This is a genomic window from Streptomyces sp. 1222.5 (genome assembly GCF_900105245.1).
Classification (GTDB): domain Bacteria; phylum Actinomycetota; class Actinomycetes; order Streptomycetales; family Streptomycetaceae; genus Streptomyces; species Streptomyces albidocamelliae.
In genome coordinates this window covers 1,500,427-1,521,029 of the sequence record NZ_FNSZ01000001.1, presented here as the reverse complement: position 1 = coordinate 1,521,029, position 20,603 = coordinate 1,500,427, and the positions used below count along the sequence as shown (strand labels likewise).

Sequence of the window (20,603 nt, the reverse complement as noted above, 5' to 3'; positions counted from 1 at the left end):
TCGTGATCGGGGTCGGCTCGACAGGGGTCCCGGCCGGAAAAATCGCGCCGCGCCGCCGCAACCGAATCCGTGCCTCCGCGGTCATGACAAGCGATCACCCGCCGACCACGGGCGATCGACCACTCATCGGCGGCCGGACCTGACCCCCCGGCCGCCCGAGCGAAAGCGGACCATGAGATATCGCACCCGAGTGACGGCCCCCGCGGCCGCGCTGACGATCGGTACGGCGACCGCGCTGAGCCTGGCCTCCCCGGCCCGGGCGGCCGGGCGCACGCGCACGGGGGAGCCGGGCCCGGAGACCCTCGGCGACCCCGTCTTCCCGGCCCTCGGCAACGACGGCTACCGCGTGTCGTCGTACCACCTCGACCTGGCCTACGACCCCACGACCAAGCTGGTCGACGCCACCGCCACCCTGCGGATCCGCACCACGCGGGCGCTGAGCCGCTTCTCCCTGGACGCCCTCGGCCTGGACATACGCTCCCTGCGCGTCGCCGGCTGCGACGCCACCTGGGAGCAGGCGGACGAGAAGCTGCGGATCACCCCCGCCGGGCCGCTGCCCGCCGAGGCGTCCGTGACCGTCCGCGTCGGCTACTCAGCCGACCCTCGCCGCGCCCTCGCGCACACGGCGTGGGTGCCCACCCCGGACGGCTTCGCGATCTGCCCCCAGCCGAACTCCGCGCACACCGTCTTCCCGTGCAACGACCACCCCTCGGACAAGGCCGCCTTCTCCTTCCGCCTGACCGTCCCCAAGGGACTGCGCGCGGTCGCGAACGGCCTGCTCACCTGCACCGAGGACCTGGCGGACGATCGCACCGCGTACACGTACCGCTCGGCCTCCCCGATCGCCACCGAACTCGTCCAGATCACCGTCGGCGACTACGTCATCAAGGACCGGGAGGGACCGCACGGGCTGCCCCTGCGCGACGTCGTCCCCACCGCCCGCGCCGCCGCCCTGGAGCCGGCCCTCGCCCTCACGCCCGGCCTGGTGGGCTGGCTGGAGGACCGCCTCGGCGCCTTCCCGTTCGAGACGTACGGCCTGCTGCCGTGCAACTCCGACGACCCGAAGGCCTTCGACTTCACCGGCCTGGAGACCCAGACCCTCACCCTGTACAAGCCGAACTTCCTGCTCCAGCCGGAGAAGAACATCGGCTCGCACATGATGCACGAGCTGGTCCACTCCTGGTTCGGGAACCTCGTCAGCCCCGCCACCTGGGCCGACCTCTGGCTGAACGAGGGCCACGCCGACTTCTACGGGCTGCTCTACCGCTACGAGCGCGGCTGGGCGGACTCCCTGGGCCTCACCAGCATGGAGGCCCGGATGAAGGACACCTACGCCCGCGGCGACCAGTGGCGCCACGACTCCGGCCCGGTGGCCGCCCCCGACGCGGTCAACCTCTTCGACAGCCAGCGCTACCTCGGCGGCGTCCTCGTCCTGTACGCCTTCCGGCAGCTCGTCGGCGACGACGTCTTCAGCGCCGTCGAGCGTGCCTTCCTGGAGCGCTTCCGCGGCTCGGCGGCGTCGACCGAGGACTACATCGCCGTGGCCTCGGAGGTGTCCGGCCAGGACCGGTCCGGTTTCCTGCGGGACTGGCTGTTCGGGACGAAGACCCCGCGCATGCCCGGCCACCCCGACTGGACGGTGAACCCCGTCGCGCCGCCGTCGTCCCTCGCCGCACCGCACAGCAAGCGCGGCGGGCACTACCACGACAACTCGGCCACGCTCTGATCAGCCGTGGCGGGCGGGGCCGCCACCGGCCCCGCCCGCCACCTCGCGCTCGATCCACCGGCAGATGACGTCGACGACGTACACCAGCTCCGCCCGGGTCAGCTCCCGCCCCTTGGCGATGTGGTGCCAGCGCTCCAGACAGCCGCGGCAGCAGGTGGCGGTCGCGTGCTGGGCGACGAAGACCGGGTGCCCCCGGTACGGCGTCTGCTTGCCGTCGTTGCGCGGCTCGGCGGCCGCCAGCCGGGCGGTGACCAGGTCGTACGCGTGCCACCGGATCGTCGCCGGCCCCTTCAGCCCGGCGGTCGCCCGTTCCCGTCCGCGCAGGCGGAACCGGGCCCGGAACGGCTGCCGGGCGAGGGCGTCGAGCCGCCGGTCCAGGGCGTCCGGCGCACGGCGCCCGTTCTCGCCGGCCACCGGGCCGCCCTCCCGGCTCACGCCAGCAGCCGGCGCTTCTGGTCCTCGAACTCCGCTTCCGTCAGGACACCCTGGGCCTTCAGGTCGGCCAGCTGCTTGAGCTGCTCGATCTTGCCGGTCATCTCGTCGGCGGGGGCGGTCTGGGACGCGGGCGGCGGGGGCGGCGCCTGCTGCTGGGCGTACTGCTGTTGCTGCTGTTGTTCCTGCTCGTAATCCTGCTGCGCCCACCGGCCGGCCTGACGCCGCGAGACGCGGTTCGAGACGGCGGTGGCGGTTCCGGCGACCACGGCCGTGCGGGCGACACCCCGAAGCAGTCCGGGCATGTCGGTCACCTCCCAGGTGTCGGTGCGCCGGGACGCCGCGACGGGCGGCCCGGCGGTCGGGATCGTTGTCAGGCCGCCGTGGAGCCGCCGGGCGGCACCGTCTCCTCCGTGGCGTCCAGCGCCGCCAGCAGGGCCTGCACCGGAATGCGGCCGCTCGCGACGAGCTGGGCCCCGCTGCGCCTGAGCGCCGCGGCCAGGGGAGCGGCCCACAGGTTCTCGTAGACGAGCACCGCGGCCGAGTTGCCGGGGTCGAGGGCGCCGGCGGCCTCCGCCAGGTCGGTCTCGTCCAGCACACCGGACGAGGCCCCCTCGAAGACGGAGAGGTCGATCTCGCCGCCCAGCTCCTTCCACTCCAGACCGACCACGGAGCCGTCGGTCTCCTTGCGGATGAAGGCGAGGTCGATGATCCGGACGATGCCACGCTCGGCGAGATCGACCAGCAGCGGGAACGCCTCGCCCGTCATCCGGTTGCCGGGGAACTCGATGACCAAGTAGTCGACGGGCCCCATGTCTTCGACGCTGTCCATGACCACTCCTTCGGAGCCGGATGCGGGACCGCCGCTGGGCTGCCCCCACGGGCAGTGTCCGCGGCCGACGGTCGCCATCCCCCCTGTTGCCCTACCAGTCCAGCATGCGGCGCAGGGCCCCGCACTCCGTGTCCGCGTCCGTCACGCGGTGAGCTGGAAGATGCTCTTGCCCACCAGCCAGAACCCGAGCACGAGGCAGATGGTCACCAGCGCCTGCTCCTTGTGCCCGTCCAGCCACGCGCGCAGGCGCAGCAGACGCGCCTTCGCCTTCGTCGGGCTGAACACCACGTAGAGCTCGACGGCGAGCAGGCTCGCGGTGGCGAGCAGACAGAACCCGAACAGGGCGAGCCAGGTCGCCGGGTGCGAGGCGTCGGCCTCCACCACGGTCGTCGCCCCCGCCGCCACCATGCCCCAGGGCTGCAGCAGCACGGCGAGTCCGGCGGCGGACCACACCGTGCTGCGGTCCATCCGGGAGCTCATGTCCGAGGCCCGCTCCCGTCCCGTGGACGGCGTGGCCCCTCCGGAGGCCGGGTCCCGGCCGGCCCCGGGCGCGGACCCGTTCCCGCCGGCCCGGGTACGAGCGGCGGCGAGCCGGCGCCGGCGCCTGCGCTCGCCGTAGACGACGAGCGACACCCCGATGAGCAGCTTGGCCGCGAGGGCGGCCGTCGAGGGCGGGGACCTGGACGGTGGCGGCTGCCCGCCGGTCAGTCCCAGGACGAGCGCGATGACCACGACGAAGCACGCCAGCCAGCCGAGGATGAACACCAGCCCTTTCCACACGCCGTTCGCCGACGCCACCACCAGCACGAACGCCATGAGGGGCAGCGGGTCGAGCGTGATGGCCAGGGAGATGAGCAGCAGGTCGAGCACCATGGCGACCCCATCGTGTCGGGACACCAAGAGCGTAGGCGCGAGCCCCGGGGCCGACATCTCGTGACCGGCGCAGCCCCGTACCGGCCGGCGGGGGCTCCGGGGTGCCGTCGGCCGCCTCGCCCCGCACTCTGGACGCAGCGAAGGGAGCGATGCCATGCCGAGCACGGGGCGGTTGCCGTCAGCGGACGGGCGCCCGACGCACCGCCGCGCCGCGGCGCCGGAACCCCGATGACGGAGGGCGGCCGCACCCAGCGGCTCGTCGCCCGGGCGAAGGGGGCGCACCGGCGGGCGGAGACCCGGTTCCCGGTCGTCACGCACCTCGCCGACCGCATGGTGACGGTGAACATCTTCGACTCCGCCACCCGCATCGCCGCACAGTGCTTCCTGACCGCCGTCCCGCTGCTCTTCGTCGTGGCGGCCTACGCCCCCGAGGCGGTGCGCCGGCAGATGCTCGACTCCCTGAAGGCGGTGTTCGGGCTGACGGGCGCAGCGAGCAAGGAACTCGACCAGGTCTTCCAGCCGGCGGCGGCCGAACTCCAGCAGGCCACCGGGGTGGTGGGCGGGCTGATGGTGCTGCTGTCGGCCACCGCAGTCAGCCGGGCGATGCAACGCCTGTGCAAACGCGCGTGGGAGATCCCCCGGGCCGGGACGAGGATCGCCCCGTGGCGCTGGCTGGCCTGGCTGCTGCTGTGGATCTGCGTGCTGGTCCTCCAGGGGCCCGTCCGTGACGGCTTCGGGGCGGGCGCCTGGCTGGGCGTCCCGCTCGCGTTCCTGGCCCAGGTGGGGCTGTGGTGGTGGACCCAGCACCTGCTGCTCGGCGGCCTGGTCGGCTGGAGACCCCTGCTGCCCGGTTCCGTCATCGCGGCCGCCGCCCTCACCGCCCTGGCGATCTCCGCGCACCTCTACATGCCGAAGGCTCTGAACCGGGCACTCGCGGAGTACGGTCCCGTCGGTTCCGTGTTCGTGCTGCTGTCCTGGCTGATCGTGGTCTGCGTCGCCGCCACCGTCAGTGTCAGCGTGGGCGCGGTCCTCGCGCAGGAACCCTTCCTCGCCCGGCGTCTGGACAGCCCGCCGCCGCAGCGGGACCGCGAGCCGCCGGGTCCGTGAGCCCGCCCTCGCGGAAGGGCCGGAACCCGTCCGGGTCCTCCCAGCGCGCGGAACGCGGACAGGGCTGACGGAATGGGAGTGTTCCAGGCAGCCACCGCGCCGGGAGGCCCCCGTGACCGAACCGCCCGAGCCCTCCGCACCGGACCCCGAGCCGTCGGGATCGGAGCCGCCGGCGCCGAAGCAGGGGCCTTCGCGGTCGCAGCAGGAGTCTTCGGCGTCAGGGCCGGGGGCCGGGCCGTCGTCGAGGCCCGAGCCGTCGGTGTCGAGGCCGGGGTCGGCGGTGTCCGGGCCGGGGTCTTCCGGGGCGACGTCGGGGTCCGGGGCGTCTGCGTCGGGGCGCGGGCCGTCCGGGGCGGCACCGGAGCCAGGGTCGTCGGCGGCCGGGCCGGGCCCGTCCGGGGCGACGTCAGGGTCCGGGGCGGGTTCCGGCCCGCGGACGCCGGGCCGGACCGGGCCACCGGCGGGCCACGGCCCCGGCCGTATCGCGCGCAGCACCGCGTCGGCCGTGCTCATCGTGCTGACCTGCATTCTCGTACCCGTCGCGCTTCTCGCCGTCTGGCTGGAGAACATCGCCCTCGACACCGACCGCTACGTGGCCACCGTCGCGCCCCTGGCCACGGACCCCGCCGTGCAGGACGCGGCGGTCCACCGGATCACCGAGGCCGTGGGGGCCAAGGTGAACGGACAGCAGGCCGCCGGTGACATCGCCGACTGGCTGCAGAAACAGGGTCTGCCGCCGCGCGCCGCCGACGCGGTCAGAGGACTGGGACCGCAGCTCGACTCCGCGGCGAACCAGGCCGTGACCAAGGTCGCCACCCGCGTCGTCGACAGCGACGCCTTCGCCACCGTGTGGACGACCGCCAATCGGGCCGCCCACAACGCCGTCGTGCACGCCCTGACCGGCGAGGGACGCGGAGCGGTCGGGATCAACGGCGGCACGGTCACCCTGGACGTGGGCACCGCCGTCGACAAGGTCAAGCAGGAGCTGGTCGACGCCGGCCTGAAACCCGCCGAAAAGATCCCGCAGGTCGACAAGCAACTCGTGCTCTTCCAGTCCGACCAGCTCGGCAAGTTCCGCAAGGGCGCCCACCTCCTCGACGTCATCGGCAACTGGTTCCCGGTGATCGTCGTCCTCCTCGGCGTCGCCGGGGTGCTGCTCGCCCACCGGCGGCGCCGCGCGCTGGCCCGCACCGCCCTGGGCGCCGCGTTCGCCTGCCTGGTGGTGGCCGTCGTCCTGATCGTGGTCCGCGACCACTACCTCGACCACCTGCCGCCCCAGGTGCAGTCCAAGGCCGCCGCCAGTGCCGTCTTCGACACCCTGCTCCGCTTCCTGCGGGTCAGCCTGCGCACCGCGATCGTGCTGGGCGTCGTCATCGCGCTGGGCGCCTACTTCGTCGGGCCGGGGCGGCTGCCCGTGGCCGTCCGCGGGGCGTCCGACCGTACGGCGGACTCCGCGGCACGCTGGGCGGACGCCCGGCACGTCGGCACCGGACGGGTCGGCGCGTGGACGCTGGCCCACCGCCGCGCGCTCACCCTGGCCGCCCTGCTGATCGTCGCGCTCGTGTTCGCGCTCTGGAACCACCCGACGGTCCTCACCGTCGTCGTGCTGGCCCTCGTGCTGCTGGCCGTCCTGGCGGTGCTCGCCCTGCTGGCCGCGGGCGGCCGGGTCCAGCTCGAGGCGGCACCCGGGAAGCCCGCGGACAGGCACTGAGCGAGGCACCCGCCGCACACGGTCCCGCTCCCCGCGCGAACTGCGCCCCGGCGCGAAGGCTGAGATGCTGACCGTGTGGAGCGCTCTCCATGGCAGAAGGACAGGGACGGTGACCCCGTGACTGCGCGGCACAAGACCTCACGGGGGCCGGCCGTCACGTACGTCGACCCCCTGGGCGAGCCGTTCCTCCGGACGCGGTTCGCCCCGCCGGCCAGGCCGGCCACCTTCCTGCGCCGCCCACGGCTCGCCGAACACCTGGACCAGGCCCTCGGAACACCGCTGACGATGGTCAACGGCGCGGCGGGCGCCGGCAAGACCCTGCTGGTCGCCGACTGGGCCGACCGGCTCGGACGACCGGTCGCCTGGTTCACCAGCGAGGAAGGCGACCAGGGCTGCGGCGTGTTCTGGGCCTACGTGCTGCAGGCCCTGCGCGCCGCTGACGTGACGCTGCCTGACGACCTCGGCTGCCCGGCGGACGCGAGCCGCGTCGACCGCAAGCTGCTGGCCCGCCTCGCCGACGAACTGAGCGGGCTCCCGGAGCCGGTCCTGCTCGTGCTCGACGAGTTCGACCGGGTGCCCTCCGCGCGCATCGCCGAGCAGCTCGAATTCGTCCTGCACCACGCCGGGCAGGGACTGCGCCTGATCCTCGTCACCCGCACCGAGCCGCTGCTGCCGCTGCACCGCTACCGGGCCGCCGGCACCATGACGGAGATACGCGACGCCGAGCTGGCCCTCACCCCCGAGGAGGCCGCCGCGCTCCTGGAACTGCACGGACTGCGGCTCCCCGAGGAAGCCATGGGCGCCCTCGTGGAGCGCACCCGGGGCTGGGCCGCCGGGCTCCGCCTGTGCGCACTGGCCGCCCAGCAGAGCCCGGACCCGGAGGCGTATCTGAAGGACTTCGAGGCGGGCCGCAGCACCATCGCCGACTTCCTCCTCGCCGAGGTGCTGAAGCGCCAGACGGCCCGCTCGCAGGACGTCCTCCTGCGGGTCAGCGTCGTGGAGCGGTTCTGCCCCGATCTGGTGGCGGAGCTGACCGGCCGCGACGACGGCGAACCCGTCCTCGCCGCGCTGCACGGCCAGAACGCGTTCGTGGAGGACCTCGGGCACACCTGGTACCGCCTGCACCCGCTGTTCGGCGAGATCCTTCGGGCCCATCTGCGGGTCCGCTCGCCGGGGCTGGAGACCGAACTCCACCGGCGGGCCGCGCGGTGGCTGCGTGCCTCCGGCTCGCTGCCCCAGGCACTGGCCCACGGCGCCGCCGCGGGCGACTGGGACTTCACCGCCCGTGCCCTCGTCGACGACCTGGCGATCGGGCAGCTGTTCACCGGCCTGCGGGCGAGCGACCTCGCCGAGCTGTTCTCCCGGATGGGACCCGAGGCCACGAGCGCCGCGGCGGACCTGGTGCGCGCCGCACGCGACCTGTCCGACCGTGACATGGAGCGCGGCCTGGTCCACCTGCGCCGGGCCGAGGACCTGCTCGCCTCCGAGCCGTCCGACGCGGCGGGCCGGCTGAGCTGCGTACTGCTGGAGACGCTCGCGGCCCGGCTGACCGGTTCCCCCGGCATGGCGGAGCAGGCCGTGACGACGGTTGAGCGGCTCCGCGGGGAGGTCTCCGCCGAGCTGCTGGAGAGGCACCCCGAGGTCGTCGCCCTGCTGCTGACCCACCTGGGCTCGGCCCGGCTGTGGGCGGGGCGCTTCGACGAGGCGCGCACCGTCCTGTCCGAGGTCGGCGGCTGCCCGAGCGGTGTGTCGACGGCGCTGCCCCGGGAGGACGCCCTCGGCCAGCTGGCCCTGATCGACCATCTCAACGGCTGGCTCGGCCGGGCCGAACGCAAGGCGCTGGCCGCCCTGCACGAAGGGGAGAAGTTCGGCCTGCGCCGCCCGAGCCCGTCCGGCCCCGGCCTCGCGCAGCTGGTACTCGCCGCCCTCTGCATCGACCGCGGCGAACTCGACCAGGCCCGGGCCTATCTGGAGGAGGCGGCCGAGCCCGGGGCCCCGCCGGACCCGGTGACGGCCGCCGCCCGGTCCCTGGCGACGGCACGGCTGCTGCTGGCACGGGGTGAGCCCCGAGCCGCCGCGGCGGCGGCCGAACCCGCGACACCGGCAGCCGTGGTCTCGCCCTGGGCGGAGGCCCGGACGGCGGTCATCGTCTCCGCCGCCCATCTGGCCGAGGGGCGCCCGGACAGTGCGGGCAAGGTGCTCGACGACCTCGCCTGCGACGGCGACCCCGCGTACACGGCGGAGATCGCCTGGGCCCGCTGCGCCGCCGGGAACCCCGACACGGCGGTCGAACTGCTCGACCGCACACGGCTGCCGGGCCGCACCGGCCCCGGCGTGACCGTCCGGGCCGCGCTCGTGCGGGCCGCGGCCGCCCAGCGGGCGGGGGACGACACCACCGCGCGCAAGCTGCTCGCCCGGGCGCTGGTGGAGGCCCGGCGGGAGCGGCTGCGGCGCCCCTTCCTCGAAGCCGGGCCGGACCTCCGCCGTCTGCTGGACGCGCCGTCTCTGCAGGGCCTGGCCGCGGGCTGGCTCGTCCCGGCCGCTCCCGCGCCGCACGGCGGGGCCGCCCGGCCCGCGGAACCCGCGTCCGTGGTGGTCGAGGAACTCAGCGGACGCGAGCGCGAGGTCGTGGGCAGACTGGCCGAGATGATGTCCACGGAGGAGATAGCCGCCGACCTGTACGTCTCGGTCAACACGGTGAAGACGCACCTCAAGAGCGTCTACCGCAAACTCGGGGTGAACGGGCGCGCCGAAGCGGTGCGGCGGGCCCGGGACCACGGCCTGATCTGAGATGCCGCCTGCCGAGCGCACCACGAAGCGGGACCCGTCTTCGCGGGGGCACGCCCACGCCGACTACACCGGTGCCGTGTACGGCTCGATGCTCGCCGCCTCGGTGGTGATCGGCGCCGGCAGTCCGGGGCAGTTCCCCCGGCTGCAACTGATGCTCCTGCTGCTGCTCACCGGCCTCGTCTTCTGGGTCGGGCACGTGCACGCCCAGCTGTTCGGTGCCCGTCTCGCCCAACGGCCGCTGGACCGGCCGACGATCCTGCGGGTGTGCCGCGAGGAGTGGCCGATCGTCGAGGCGGCCGTACCCCCGGCCGTCGCGGTGGCCGTCAGCCCGCTGCTCGGGCTGGACGCCGAGGGGGCCGGCTGGCTGGCGCTCGCCGTGGCCGTGGCGGGTCAGGTGGGCTGGTCCGCGGTCGGTGCCCGGAAGGCGGGGGCGTCCTGGCCGCTGGTGACGGGAACCGCCGCGGTCAATCTGCTGCTCGGCCTGGCGATCATCGCCTTCAAGCTCGCGCTGACCCACTGACTGATCGCGGGCACCGGGTCACCTGTGCCGGGTGAGGCCAGGGGCGGACGGATGGAGCAGCATCACTGGGGAGACCGCAGCCGGCCCGTGGCGGGAGAGCGGCAGATGCGCTACGAGATCCGTGTCGATGGGCACATGTCGAAGACGCTCACCGAGGCGTTCCCGGAACTGGATCACGTGATGATGTCCGGTCAGACGGTGCTGTTCGGCCGCATCATCGACGAGGCGCAGCTGTACGGGCTGCTGACCCGTTGCCAGTCACTGGGACTGCGGGTCGTGGAGATGCGGCAACTGCCCGAGTGACCACGGCCGGTGCCCGTACGGGGCGATCACCCGCGAGGGGTGATCCGCCGGGCGTGGCGCCCTTGCGATGCTCAGTGAGCTCTTTCAGTGTGGCCACTGATCGGGTGACGCTCGGGAGGGGCTGGCGGCGCAACAGACGAGGCTCCCAGGCAGTTGAGGGAGGTATCTGACATCTCATCTCGGTTGCCGGGAGCCCCGTTGATTACGTATCCTGCCGCACTGGATCTGCCGCATGCCCTCGTGGAAACGGTCACGATGCTGATCGTCCTTCGTGAGGGTGACCGCCGGTGCAAGCTGCGTCCGTCCGCACGAGCGGTTGTCGCACTGGTGTACTTGCGCCAGCACATCACTCTGGCCCAGATTGCCGCCGGTTTCGGCATCAGTATCGGCACCGCGCATGCTTATGTCCGTTCCGTCGTGGGCCTGCTGGCGCGCCGGGCTCCGGGGCTGACCCGGGCCCTGCGTGAAGTGAAGGCCAGGGCGCAATACGCGCTGGTCGACGGCACTCTCGCGGAGTGCGACCGGATCGGGGACCACCGCGCACACTACTCCGGAAAGCACCGTCGGCACGGGGTGAACCTGCAGGTCATCACCGATCCGGGCGGCACCATCGTGTGGATCTCCAAGGTGCTGCCGGGCCGCACCCACGACCTCACCGCCGCCCGCAGACACCACATCATCAGCACCTGCCAAAGGCTCGGCATCCCGGTCCTGGCCGATCTGGGCTACCTCGGCGCCGGCGGCACCTTCGCCACCGGCCAACGCCGCCGTCCCGGCAAAGAACTCAGCCCTCGCCAGAAGTCGTTGAACAAGGCCCACGCCCGCCTGCGCCACCCCGTCGAACGCGGCATGGCCCGTTTGAAAACCTGGCGGATCTTCCGCAAAGCACGCTGCAGCCCCACCTGGCTCACCACCGCAGCACGAGCCGTTCTCACCCTGGAGAGTTACCGCTGAAAACGCTCAGTGGGTGAGGGGCCGTGAGCCGTCCCGCCGGAGTTCCGGAGGCGGCCTGGCCGGACCGCGCGAGGAGGAGCCATGACCGAGTCGCGTGGACAGGCGCCGCGGACCGGAGAGCCGTACCTTTCCGGCGAGGCGGCCACGGGCCCCGCCGAGGCCGTGACGGCCGTCGCCCGCTCCTGGACCTGGATCCTCGCCTCGGCGATCGCGACCCTGGTCCCGGGCGTGCTGATCCTCGTCTGGCCGGACGAGACGCTGCACGTCCTCGCCGTGATCATCGGCCTCTACCTGCTCGTCACCGGCGCGATCCGGTTCGTGACGGCGTTCGCGCGGGAGGACGAGAGGGTCACCGGACTGCTGCTCGCCGTGGTGTTCGTCCTCGCGGGCGTGCTGTGCCTGCGCAACCCCCTGCAGACCATCACCGCGCTGTCGCTGGTGGTCGGGCTCGCCTGGCTCGCGTCCGGCATCCTCACCCTCTACACGGCGATCGCCGCCAAGGACCTGCCGCACCGCGGTGTCGTCCTCGGCGCCGCCCTGCTCGGCATCCTCGCCGGGATCGTCGTGCTGGTCCTCCCCTCCGAGTCGGCACGGGCGCTGACCCGGCTGCTCGGACTGTGGCTGGTCCTGCTGGGCCTGGTCGAGCTGGTGGCCGCCTTCGCGTGGCGGGCCGCGCTGCGCCGGAGCGGCACGCGGCCGGGCACCACCGGCCCGACCGGCTGATCCCCGCGAGCCGGACGCTCACCCGCATCGGGTGAGGCGCACCCTTGCTCGCCGTGTGCACGCTGAAAACGGTGGTGACCGGTTCGGCGAAGCCGATGCGCCGGCGCCCCGGACGGAGGAGAGACATGAGCGCGCAGACCTACCTCGCGTACGACTACCCGCTGCTGAGCGCCTTCTGGACGATGTTGGTGTTCTTCCTGTGGATCCTGTGGTTCGTCCTGCTGTTCCGGGTCATCGTCGACATCTTCCGCGACGACGGACTGAACGGCTGGGCCAAGGCCGGCTGGACGATCTTCGTCTGCGTACTGCCCTTCCTGGGCGTCTTCATCTACCTCATCGCCCGCGGCAAGGACATGGGGAAGCGTGAGGTGGAGCAGGCACGGGCCCAGCAGGAGGCCTTCGACTCCTACATCAAGGAGACCGCGCAGGGCGGCACGACCCGGACGAGCAGCGCCGACGAGCTCGCCAAGCTCTCCGCGATGCGCTCGCGCGGTGACATCAGCGAGGACGAGTTCCGCCGGGCGAAGGCGCTGGTCCTCAGCGACACCGGAGCGGCCCGGAGCTCCGACTCGGTTCCCACGACCTCCGGGCACTGAGACGTACCACGCACACGAAGGAGAGCACCACATGACCACGACACCTCGCGCACACACGGAGTCCCGCACGGCTAAGCAGCAGTGGGCCGGCGGCCTCACGGCCTTCGCGGGCGTCATGCTCATGATCGCCGGGCTGCTCAGTGTCTTCCGGGGCATCATGGCGATCGCACAGGACAACGTCTTCGTCACGACCCCCAACTACGTCTTCAAGTTCGACCTCACCAGCTGGGGCTGGATCCACCTGGTCCTGGGCGTGATCGCGGTGGCCGTCAGCGTCGGGCTGTTCGGGCCGGCGACGTGGGCACGCGTGGCCGGCGTGGGCGTCGCCGGACTGGTCATCATCGCCAACTTCCTCTCGCTGCCGTACTACCCGGTGTGGTCGGTCGTGATGATCGCGATGTCCGGCTTCATCATCTGGGCCCTGTGCGTGGTCAAGAGGGACGACTCGATCACGGGCCCGTAGGGCCGGGCAGGAGAGCGACCGATGGACCGGTACCCGCCCATCGCGGAACACGGAATGGTGGGCGACCTCCAGACGGCGGCCCTGGTGTCGTCCGGCGGAACGGTCGACTGGTGGTGCGCCCCCCGCTTCGACTCGCCCAGCATCTTCGCCTCTCTGCTGGACAGCGAGCGAGGGGGCCACTGCCACCTGGCGGCCGAGCACCCGGAGGGTGACGGGATGACGGTCCGGCAGCTGTACCTGTCCGACACGGCGATCCTGATCACCCGGTTCATGGGACCCGGGGGCGTCGGAGAGGTGGCGGACTTCATGCCACCCATCCACGCCCCGACGCCCACCGACCGGCACACCCTGATCAGGGTCGCCCGGGTCGTACGTGGGAGCCTGCCGTTCGTCTTCAGCTGCCGGCCCCGCTTCGACTACGGGCGGGCGCCGCACGAACTCGAACTCGCCGACGCCCACGCGGCCGTGCTGCGCGGCCCGGGCACGGACCTGCACGTGCAGTCCAGCACCGGGATCCGCCTGCACGCCGACGGCGACGACGTCACCGCCCGTTTCACCCTCTCCGCGGGGCAGGCCGCCGTCGTCGTCCTGACCACCTCCGACGCGGGGGGCCCGCCCCCGCCGGCGCCCTCCCTGGCCGCCGTCGCCGAGGACGTCGAGAAGTGCCGCGGCTTCTGGCTGTCGTGGTTGCGCGCCTGCACCTACCGCGGTCGCTGGCAGGAGGTGGTGAACCGCTCGGCGATCACCCTCAAACTGCTCACGTACGCGCCGTCCGGCGCGCCCGTCGCGGCGGCCACCATGGGCCTGCCCGAGCAGGTCGGCGGCGAGCGCAACTGGGACTACCGCTACACCTGGATCCGGGACGCCTCGCTGTCGGTGGGCGCCCTGATCGACCTGGGCTTCGAGGCGGAGGCCTTCGCGTTCCGGCGCTGGCTGCGCGAGCGGGTCGAAGCCCGCGGCACCGCTTCCGGGGACCCCTTGCAGATCATGTACCGGGTCGACGGCGACCCCCACCTGACCGAGGAGAACCTCGACCACCTGGAGGGTTACCGGGGTTCGCGGCCGGTGCGCAACGGCAACGCGGCCGCCGACCAGCTCCAGCTGGACATCTACGGCGAGGCCTCCGACGCCCTGGCGGTGGGCGGGGACATCGGCGCCATACGGGGCTGGCGGTCGCTGGCCGGTGTCCTCGACTGGCTGACCGACCACTGGGACCGGCCCGACGAGGGCATCTGGGAGACCCGGGGCGGCCGGCAGAACTTCACCTACAGCCGGCTGATGACCTGGGTGGCCTTCGACCGGGGCGTCCGGGCGGCCACCGCCTTCGCCCGGCCGGGCGACGTGGCCCGCTGGACGGCGACCCGGGACGCCGTGTTCGAGCAGATCGTCGAGCAGGGCTTCGACACCAAACGCAAGGCGTTCGTCCAACACTTCGACACCGACGTCCTGGACGCCTCGCTGCTGCTGATGCCGCGGGTCGGGTTCCTCTCTGCACGGGACCCCGACTGGATCAGCACCCTCGACGCGATGGACGAGGAACTGGTCAGCGACAGCCTGGTCTACCGCTACAACCCCGCCGCCTCACCCGACGGACTGCGGGGCAGCGAGGGCACGTTCAACCTGTGCAGCTTCCTCTACGTGGAGGCGCTCGCCCGCACCGGGCGCATCCACCAGGCACGGCACGCCTTCGACAAGATGCTCACGTACGCCAACCACGTCGGGCTGTTCGCCGAGGAGATCGGGCCGTCGGGGGAGCAACTCGGCAACTTCCCGCAGGCGTTCACCCATCTCTCGCTGATCACCGCGGCGATGGCGCTCGACGAGGAGCTGGGCCGGGAGGGGACGGTGCCCGACACCGGAGGGACCCGTCACCCCCTGATCCACGGCCTGACGGTACCCCCCGAGGACACTGAGGAAGGCAGCTGACCGTGGCCGGTGGGACGGGGTCCGCGCAGGCGCCGCCGGAGCAGCGGCGGGTCCTCGCCGCGCTGGCCCTGGCCCAGTTCATCTGCAGCTTCGCCGGCTCCAACATGAACGTGATGATCAACGACATCAGCCGGGACCTCGACACCACGGTCCAGGGCGTCCAGGTCGCCATCACGGTCTTCCTGCTGGTCATGGCCGCGCTGATGATCCCCGGCGGCAAGCTCACCGACCGCTACGGCCGCAAGCGCTGCTTCGTCACCGGCCTTGTGGTCTACGCCGTCGGCGCGCTGCTGAGCGCCGCCGCCCCGGGGCTGGGCGTCCTGATCCTGGGCAACTCGATCCTCGAAGGAATCGGCACGGCCCTGCTCATCCCGCCCGTATACATCCTCACCACGCTGCTGTACCCGGATCTGACCTCGCGCGCCCGGGCGTTCGGGATCATCATGGCGCTGGGCGGCATCGGGGCCGCCGCGGGACCGCTGATCGGCGGACTCATCACCACCGGCATCAGCTGGCGTGCGGCCTTCGTGTTCCAGGCCCTCGTGATCGCCGTCATCGTGTGGCTGAGCCGCCGCATCGAGGACCCCCTGCCCCCGGACCCGGCCCGGTCCTTCGACACCGCCGGGGCCGTGCTGTCCGCGGTGGGCCTGGTCCTGGTGGTCATGGGCATCCTGGCGGCGGACACCAACATCTGGCTGACGATCGTCCTGATCGGTCTCGGCGTGTTCGTCCTCGCCTGGTTCCTGCGCTCGATGGGCGCAAAGGAGCGGGCCGGTCAGGAACCGCTGCTGTCGCTGGGGCTGTTCCGCAACCGCACGTCCAACCTCGGGCTGGTCACCCAGAACGTCCAGTGGCTCATCCTGATGGGCACGTCCTTCACGGTGGCCGCCTACCTCCAGGTGGTGCGCGGCTACGACGCCATCCAGACCGGAGTGATCTTCACGGCGGCGACCCTGGGCCTGCTCCTGACGTCACTGTCCGCCGAGCGGCTGGCCCGGCGGTACCCCCAGCGGACGCTGATCATGACGGGCTTCGTGGCCTCCGTCGCGGGGGTGGCCGTGCTGGTCGCCCTGGCGGGGGGCTTCTCCACCGCCTGGGCTTTCGTCCCGGGGCTCCTCCTCATCGGGCTCGGCCTGGGCGTCATGCTGACCCCGTCGGTGAACGTCGTGCAGTCCAGCTTCCCGGAGGAGCAACAGGGCGAGATCTCGGGCCTGTCCCGCAGCGTGTCCAACCTCGGATCGTCCTTCGGCACGGCCATCGCCGGCACGATCCTCGTCTCCGGGCTCTCGAAGGGCGCCTACGCCGCCGCGATGATCACCCTCGGGGTGATCGGTCTCGGCGGCCTCGCCGCGGGCGCCCTGCTGCCGCGCACACCGGACGCCACGGCACCGGCCGGCGACACGCCCGCCCGCACGCCGAGAAGGCGGACCTAGGGCAGCGCGTCCCGCCGACGGCGGCCGCGACCGGATCCGTCGTCAGGGTGTCGTCGGCGTACCGCCGTTGCGGCCCTGCTCGGACCATGCGGCGCCCGGCGCCACGTCGGTCCCGGCGCGCTGCTGCGGGATGACCACCGAGCCCTGCTGCAGGGCCACCGTGCGGGTGGGGGACGGGATGCGGATGCCCTCCTCGCGGTAGCGACGGTGCAGGCGCTTGATGAACTCGTGCTTGATCCGGTACTGGTCGCTGAACTCGCCGACGCCGAGGATGACCGTGAAGCCGATGCGGGAGTCGCCGAAGGTGTGGAAGCGGACGGCGGGTTCGTGGTCCGGGAGGGCGCCCGAGACGTCCCTCATGACGTCGGCGACCACCTCCGTCGTCACCCGCTCGACGTGCTCGAGGTCGGAGTCGTAGCTCACCCCGACCTGCACCAGCACGGTCAGCTGCTGCTCGGGCCGGGTGAAGTTGGTCATGTTCTCCTTCGCCAGCTGGCCGTTGGGGATGACCACCAGGTTGTTGGAGAGCTGGCGGACCGTCGTCTGGCGCCAGTTGATGTCGATGACGTAGCCCTCCTCGCCGCTGCTCAGCCGGATGTAGTCGCCGGGCTGGACGGTCTTGGAGGCGAGGATGTGGATGCCCGCGAAGAGGTTGGCGAGCGTGTCCTGCAGGGCGAGGGCCACGGCCAGACCGCCGACGCCCAGGGCGGTCAGCAGGGGCGCTATCGAGATGCCCAGCGTCTGGAGCACCACGAGGAAGCCGATCGCCAGCACCAGGACGCGCGTGATGTTGACGAAGATGGTCGCCGAGCCCGCCACACCCGAACGGGACTGGGTGACCGTACGGACCAGTCCGGCGACCACGCGGGCCGCGGAGACGGTCACCACGAAGATCAGCCACACCTGGAGCACCTGGTCGGTGTGGTGCTGGACGGTCCTGGTCAGCGGCAGCACCGCCGCTGCCGCCGCCAGGCCGCCCGCGACGAGCGCCCAGGGCACCACCGAGCGCAAGGTGTCCACGATGACGTCGTCGCCGCTCCACCGGGTGCGCTTGGCGTGCTTGGCGAGCCAGCGCAGCAGCGTGCGCGACAGGAAGGCGAGCAGCAGACCCGCCGCCAGGGCGATGCCGGCGAGCACGAGGTCGTCCAGGGTCAGTGCGCGGTTCACCGGTCACCTCCGGGTCGCGATGCGGCTGCGGAGAGCCCGTTGTGAAGCTTCGTCACGTTGTCACCTGCTCGATGTCCGGGATGTGCGATCGCGGGGGCCCACCGTCCACCGGCGGCCCACGCGCTCGCTCATCCTGCCGTATCCGGCACGCCGGTTCGCACCCGGACCGGCACCGCGGACGGGCCGCTAGACGATGCCCTCCGCGAGTTCGGCCTGGTCACGGTCGCTGCCGTAGGCGGCGGTGGTGGGCGTGCCGTACGACCGGCGTGCGACGTACCACCAGACGCTGGCCAGGACCAGGACGACCGCGAGCGCCACCGACGCGTAGTTCATCGTGTCGACCGTCACCGGCGACGCCTGCGGCAGGCAGAACAGGACCGTCACACACGCCACCCACACGACCGCGATCCAGCCGATCGGCCTGCTCCACCGGCCCAGGCTCCAGGGCCCGGGCCGGAACCTGTCACCGGCGCGCAGCCGCAGCAGGACCGGGATGGCGTAGGCGGGGGTGATGCCGATGACGTTGATGGCGGTCACCGCGTTGTACGCGGTCGCCGAGTACAGGGACGGCAGGGCGAGGAGGCAGGCCACGACGACCGCCAGCCAGACGGCGGCCACCGGGGTCTGCGTGCGGCCGCTCACCCTGCGCCACAGGTGCGAGCCGGGCAGCGCGCCGTCCCGGCTGAACGCGAACACCATCCGGCTGGCCGCGGCCACCTCGGCGTTCCCGCAGAACAACTGGGCGACGATCACGACCAGGAGCAGCGCGCTGGCCCCGTCGGCACCCAGACCGTCGAGCAGGATCTGCGCGGGCGGCACGCCGGTCTCCGTGGTGCGCGTGGCGTCGTAGTCCTGGATGGCGAAGGTCAGGCCGGCCAGCAGCACGAAGCCGGCGAGCCAGGAGACCCAGATGGACCGCACGATGCCGCGGGCAGCCGACACCGAGGCGTTGGACGTCTCCTCCGACAGATGGGCGGAGGCGTCGTAACCGGAGAAGGTGTACTGCGCGAGCAGCAGACCGATCGCCGCCACGTACAGCGGGTTGTCCCAGCCGGTCTCGTCGACGAACTTCGTGAACACGAAGGACGGCGACCGGTGGTGGTCCGGGACGATCGCGAGGGCGCCGACGATCAGCGCCACGCCCGCCAGGTGCCACCACACGCTGACCGAGTTGAGCAGGCTGACCAGCCGCACGCCGAACAGGTTCAGCGTGGCGTGCAGCAGGAGGATCGCGCAGAAGATCAGCATCGTCCTCCCCGGCGTCGGTTCGAAGCCCCACTGGAGGTTGGCGAACGCCCCGGTGAACAGGGCGGCGCCGTAGTCGATGCCGGCGATCGCGCCGAGCAGGCCGAGCAGATTCAGCCAGCCCGTGTACCAGCCCCAGCGGCGGCCGCCGAGCCGGTCGGCCATGTAGTAAAGGGCGCCGGAGGTCGGGTAGGCGCTCGTGACCTCGGCGAGGGACAGACCCACGCACAGCACGAACAGGCCCACGCCGGCCCAGCCCCACAGCATCACGGCGGGACCGCCGGTGTTCAGACCGAAGCCGTACAGGGTCATGCAGCCGGACAGGATCGAGATCACCGAGAAGCTGATCGCGAAGTTGCCGAAGCCGCCCATGCGGCGGGCCAGCACCGGCCGGTAGCCGAGTTCGCGCAGCCGCTGCTCCTCGTCCTGCTGCGGCAGGCCCGGCGAGGGCGCTGGATCGGGGATGCGGGACATGGGGAACCTCCGGGGATCAAGGGGGACTTGACGGGGTGGAGCGTTCGGTCGGGTGGAGCGTCCAGTGGCGGGGCGAGCGTTCAGTGGCGCGGGGCTGAGCCGTCGGCGGCCGCCCGGCAGCGGTCCCGGGCCTGCACGAAGACGTCCACGGCACGGTCGCGGCCGGACGTGCGGTGCACCCAGGGCGGGGGAGTGAAGTACGGGCCGATCTCCTCGAACACCCGCGCCGCGTCGAGGAACTGCAAGGAGCCCCACAGGGCGTGGGCCAGGTGGTTGAGGTCCAGCGGCGAGCGTTCGGCGACCCGGGTGTGCGCGAACCAGGACTCCAGGGCGCGCCGTGACTCGCGGGCCGCCTCCTCCGCCACCCAGTGCAGGTCCAGCGCCGCGTCGTGCCCGCCCTCCCGGCGGTAACGCTCCACGCGCACGTACAGCGGCAGCAGATGCAGCGCGGAGCCGGCCGGCGCCTGCCCGGCCGCCCACTGCGCGAAGGCGGCGGCCTCCGCGAGCCGGCCCGTGCCGCCACGCGCGTAGAGGAACTGCAGCATGCGGTGGTACGCCTCGCGGTTGTACGGGTCGCGCTTGCCGGCCTCGGCCAGCAGCCCCCAGGGCCCCGGGGGCAGCATCGGCTCGGGTGCGGCGGCCCGGTGTTCCTCCCAGCGCTGCTCCGGGTCGAGCTGGGCCAGCGCGAGCAGGCACACCCAGGGCACCGGGTCCTGCGGGGCGGTGCGGGAGGCGGACTGGGCCGCGTCCCACGCCTCGATCCACAACTCGTGGGTACGGCGATGCCGTTCGCGCTGGGCCCGCAGGGCCCGCTCCACCGAGACCCGGCCGTGCATCACCGCCGCGTGGACGCTGCCCGGCTCCTCGGTGAGCCAGGCCCGCACCACGTCGGTACCGGCGGCGGCCGCCGCGAGGACCTGGGTGCGCTGGGTCCACAGCCGTCCCTGCGCGGTGTCCGCGAGCAGGGTCCGCATGGCCATCCAGCGTCCGGTGCGCAAGTCCTGGAGTGCGCCGCGCAGGGCGTTGTCGGGGCCGGCAGGGTCGTAGGAGGGGCGGACTCCTTCTCTGGCCATCAGCCGTCGGCCCCCTGCCACAGGCGCACGGGCGAGGTGGCGGGGTGACGTAGCAACAGCCCTCCCCTGGGCGGTGATCGAAGTGTCGCGTGGCGGTCGGCGGTCACTATAGAGGCGGAGGTTCCGCAGGGGCCATTGTTGCCAACTCAACTTTCAAACAGGCCAGTTGGCCCGTCCACGGCCTCCCTTGACGCGGGCTGCGGCGAGGCGGCAGGCTGACGCGGTGATCTTCGGGACCGGCGTACGGGAGAGGGA

The 20,603-nt window shown here is 72.5% G+C and carries 19 protein-coding genes; 12 read left to right on the top strand and 7 right to left on the bottom strand.

Annotated elements, in window-relative coordinates; genetic code table 11:
• Nucleotides 1-172 precede the first annotated feature (172 nt).
• On the top strand, nt 173-1,726 hold the full coding sequence (locus tag BLW57_RS06870; RefSeq protein WP_093472906.1) for a M1 family metallopeptidase: 1,554 nt from the start codon (nt 173-175) through the stop codon (nt 1,724-1,726).
• On the opposite strand, the gene BLW57_RS06865 is transcribed toward BLW57_RS06870, so the two are convergent.
• From BLW57_RS06865 to BLW57_RS06850, 4 genes are all read right to left on the bottom strand, one after another.
• Nucleotides 1,727-2,161 (bottom strand): DUF4186 domain-containing protein, encoded by a 435-nt coding sequence (locus BLW57_RS06865; protein ID WP_256339411.1) that lies wholly within the window; start codon nt 2,159-2,161, stop codon nt 1,727-1,729.
• Nucleotides 2,158-2,463: an SHOCT domain-containing protein gene (locus BLW57_RS06860; protein WP_093472904.1), complete on the bottom strand. Its 306-nt coding sequence runs from the start codon at nt 2,461-2,463 to the stop codon at nt 2,158-2,160. The genes BLW57_RS06865 and BLW57_RS06860 overlap by 4 nt, the downstream gene beginning before the upstream one ends.
• 68 nt (nt 2,464-2,531) lie before the next feature.
• Nucleotides 2,532-2,990 (bottom strand): DUF6325 family protein, encoded by a 459-nt coding sequence (locus tag BLW57_RS06855; protein WP_256339410.1) that lies wholly within the window; start codon nt 2,988-2,990, stop codon nt 2,532-2,534.
• 141 nt (nt 2,991-3,131) lie between these two features.
• Nucleotides 3,132-3,863: a GAP family protein gene (locus BLW57_RS06850; RefSeq protein ID WP_093472903.1), complete on the bottom strand. Its 732-nt coding sequence runs from the start codon at nt 3,861-3,863 to the stop codon at nt 3,132-3,134.
• Between the two features lie 228 nt (nt 3,864-4,091).
• Between BLW57_RS06850 and BLW57_RS06845 the strand changes: the two genes are divergently transcribed.
• The 11 genes from BLW57_RS06845 (at nt 4,092) to BLW57_RS06795 (ending at nt 16,389) form a co-directional block, all read left to right on the top strand.
• Complete coding sequence (locus BLW57_RS06845) at nt 4,092-4,970, top strand: YhjD/YihY/BrkB family envelope integrity protein (protein ID WP_093472901.1); 879 nt, start codon at nt 4,092-4,094, stop codon at nt 4,968-4,970.
• 505 nt (nt 4,971-5,475) lie between these two features.
• Nucleotides 5,476-6,681: a hypothetical protein gene (locus BLW57_RS06840; RefSeq protein WP_256339409.1), complete on the top strand. Its 1,206-nt coding sequence runs from the start codon at nt 5,476-5,478 to the stop codon at nt 6,679-6,681.
• 117 nt (nt 6,682-6,798) lie between these two features.
• Nucleotides 6,799-9,471 (top strand): winged helix-turn-helix domain-containing protein, encoded by a 2,673-nt coding sequence (locus BLW57_RS06835; RefSeq protein WP_093472899.1) that lies wholly within the window; start codon nt 6,799-6,801, stop codon nt 9,469-9,471.
• A 1-nt stretch (nt 9,472) separates the two neighbouring features.
• Nucleotides 9,473-9,991, top strand: a complete 519-nt coding sequence (locus BLW57_RS06830) for a hypothetical protein (RefSeq protein WP_093472898.1) — start codon at nt 9,473-9,475, stop codon at nt 9,989-9,991.
• A gap of 105 nt (nt 9,992-10,096) precedes the next feature.
• A complete protein-coding gene (locus tag BLW57_RS06825; RefSeq protein WP_073892104.1) occupies nt 10,097-10,294 on the top strand; it encodes a hypothetical protein in 198 nt (65 codons plus the stop codon).
• A gap of 198 nt (nt 10,295-10,492) precedes the next feature.
• The gene (locus tag BLW57_RS06820; RefSeq protein ID WP_093472896.1) at nt 10,493-11,248 is read left to right on the top strand and encodes a transposase family protein; all 756 of its coding nucleotides are present in this window, start codon (nt 10,493-10,495) and stop codon (nt 11,246-11,248) included.
• Between the two features lie 81 nt (nt 11,249-11,329).
• A complete protein-coding gene (locus tag BLW57_RS06815; protein ID WP_093472895.1) occupies nt 11,330-11,971 on the top strand; it encodes an HdeD family acid-resistance protein in 642 nt (213 codons plus the stop codon).
• Nucleotides 11,972-12,096: 125 nt separating this feature from the next.
• A complete protein-coding gene (locus BLW57_RS06810) occupies nt 12,097-12,567 on the top strand; it encodes an SHOCT domain-containing protein (protein ID WP_093472893.1) in 471 nt (156 codons plus the stop codon).
• Nucleotides 12,568-12,598: 31 nt separating this feature from the next.
• Nucleotides 12,599-13,030, top strand: coding sequence for a DUF7144 family membrane protein (locus BLW57_RS06805; RefSeq protein ID WP_093472892.1), 432 nt, complete (start codon nt 12,599-12,601; stop codon nt 13,028-13,030).
• A gap of 21 nt (nt 13,031-13,051) precedes the next feature.
• Entirely contained in the window at nt 13,052-14,956 is a 1,905-nt protein-coding gene (locus BLW57_RS06800; protein ID WP_093472890.1) for a glycoside hydrolase family 15 protein, read from the top strand.
• Nucleotides 14,953-16,389 carry an MFS transporter gene (locus BLW57_RS06795; protein ID WP_218138132.1) on the top strand — a complete coding sequence of 479 codons (1,437 nt, stop codon included), beginning with the start codon at nt 14,953-14,955 and terminating at the stop codon, nt 16,387-16,389. Before BLW57_RS06800 ends, BLW57_RS06795 begins: the two co-directional genes overlap by 4 nt.
• Before the next feature lie 42 nt (nt 16,390-16,431).
• On the opposite strand, the gene BLW57_RS06790 is transcribed toward BLW57_RS06795, so the two are convergent.
• The 3 genes from BLW57_RS06790 to BLW57_RS06780 all read right to left on the bottom strand — a co-directional run bounded on the left by BLW57_RS06790 (nt 16,432) and on the right by BLW57_RS06780 (nt 20,348).
• Nucleotides 16,432-17,556 carry a mechanosensitive ion channel family protein gene (locus BLW57_RS06790; protein ID WP_176985495.1) on the bottom strand — a complete coding sequence of 375 codons (1,125 nt, stop codon included), beginning with the start codon at nt 17,554-17,556 and terminating at the stop codon, nt 16,432-16,434.
• Between the two features lie 186 nt (nt 17,557-17,742).
• Nucleotides 17,743-19,275, bottom strand: coding sequence for an amino acid permease (locus BLW57_RS06785; RefSeq protein ID WP_093472888.1), 1,533 nt, complete (start codon nt 19,273-19,275; stop codon nt 17,743-17,745).
• An 80-nt stretch (nt 19,276-19,355) separates the two neighbouring features.
• Nucleotides 19,356-20,348 (bottom strand): hypothetical protein, encoded by a 993-nt coding sequence (locus BLW57_RS06780; RefSeq protein WP_176985494.1) that lies wholly within the window; start codon nt 20,346-20,348, stop codon nt 19,356-19,358.
• Nucleotides 20,349-20,603 lie beyond the last annotated feature (255 nt).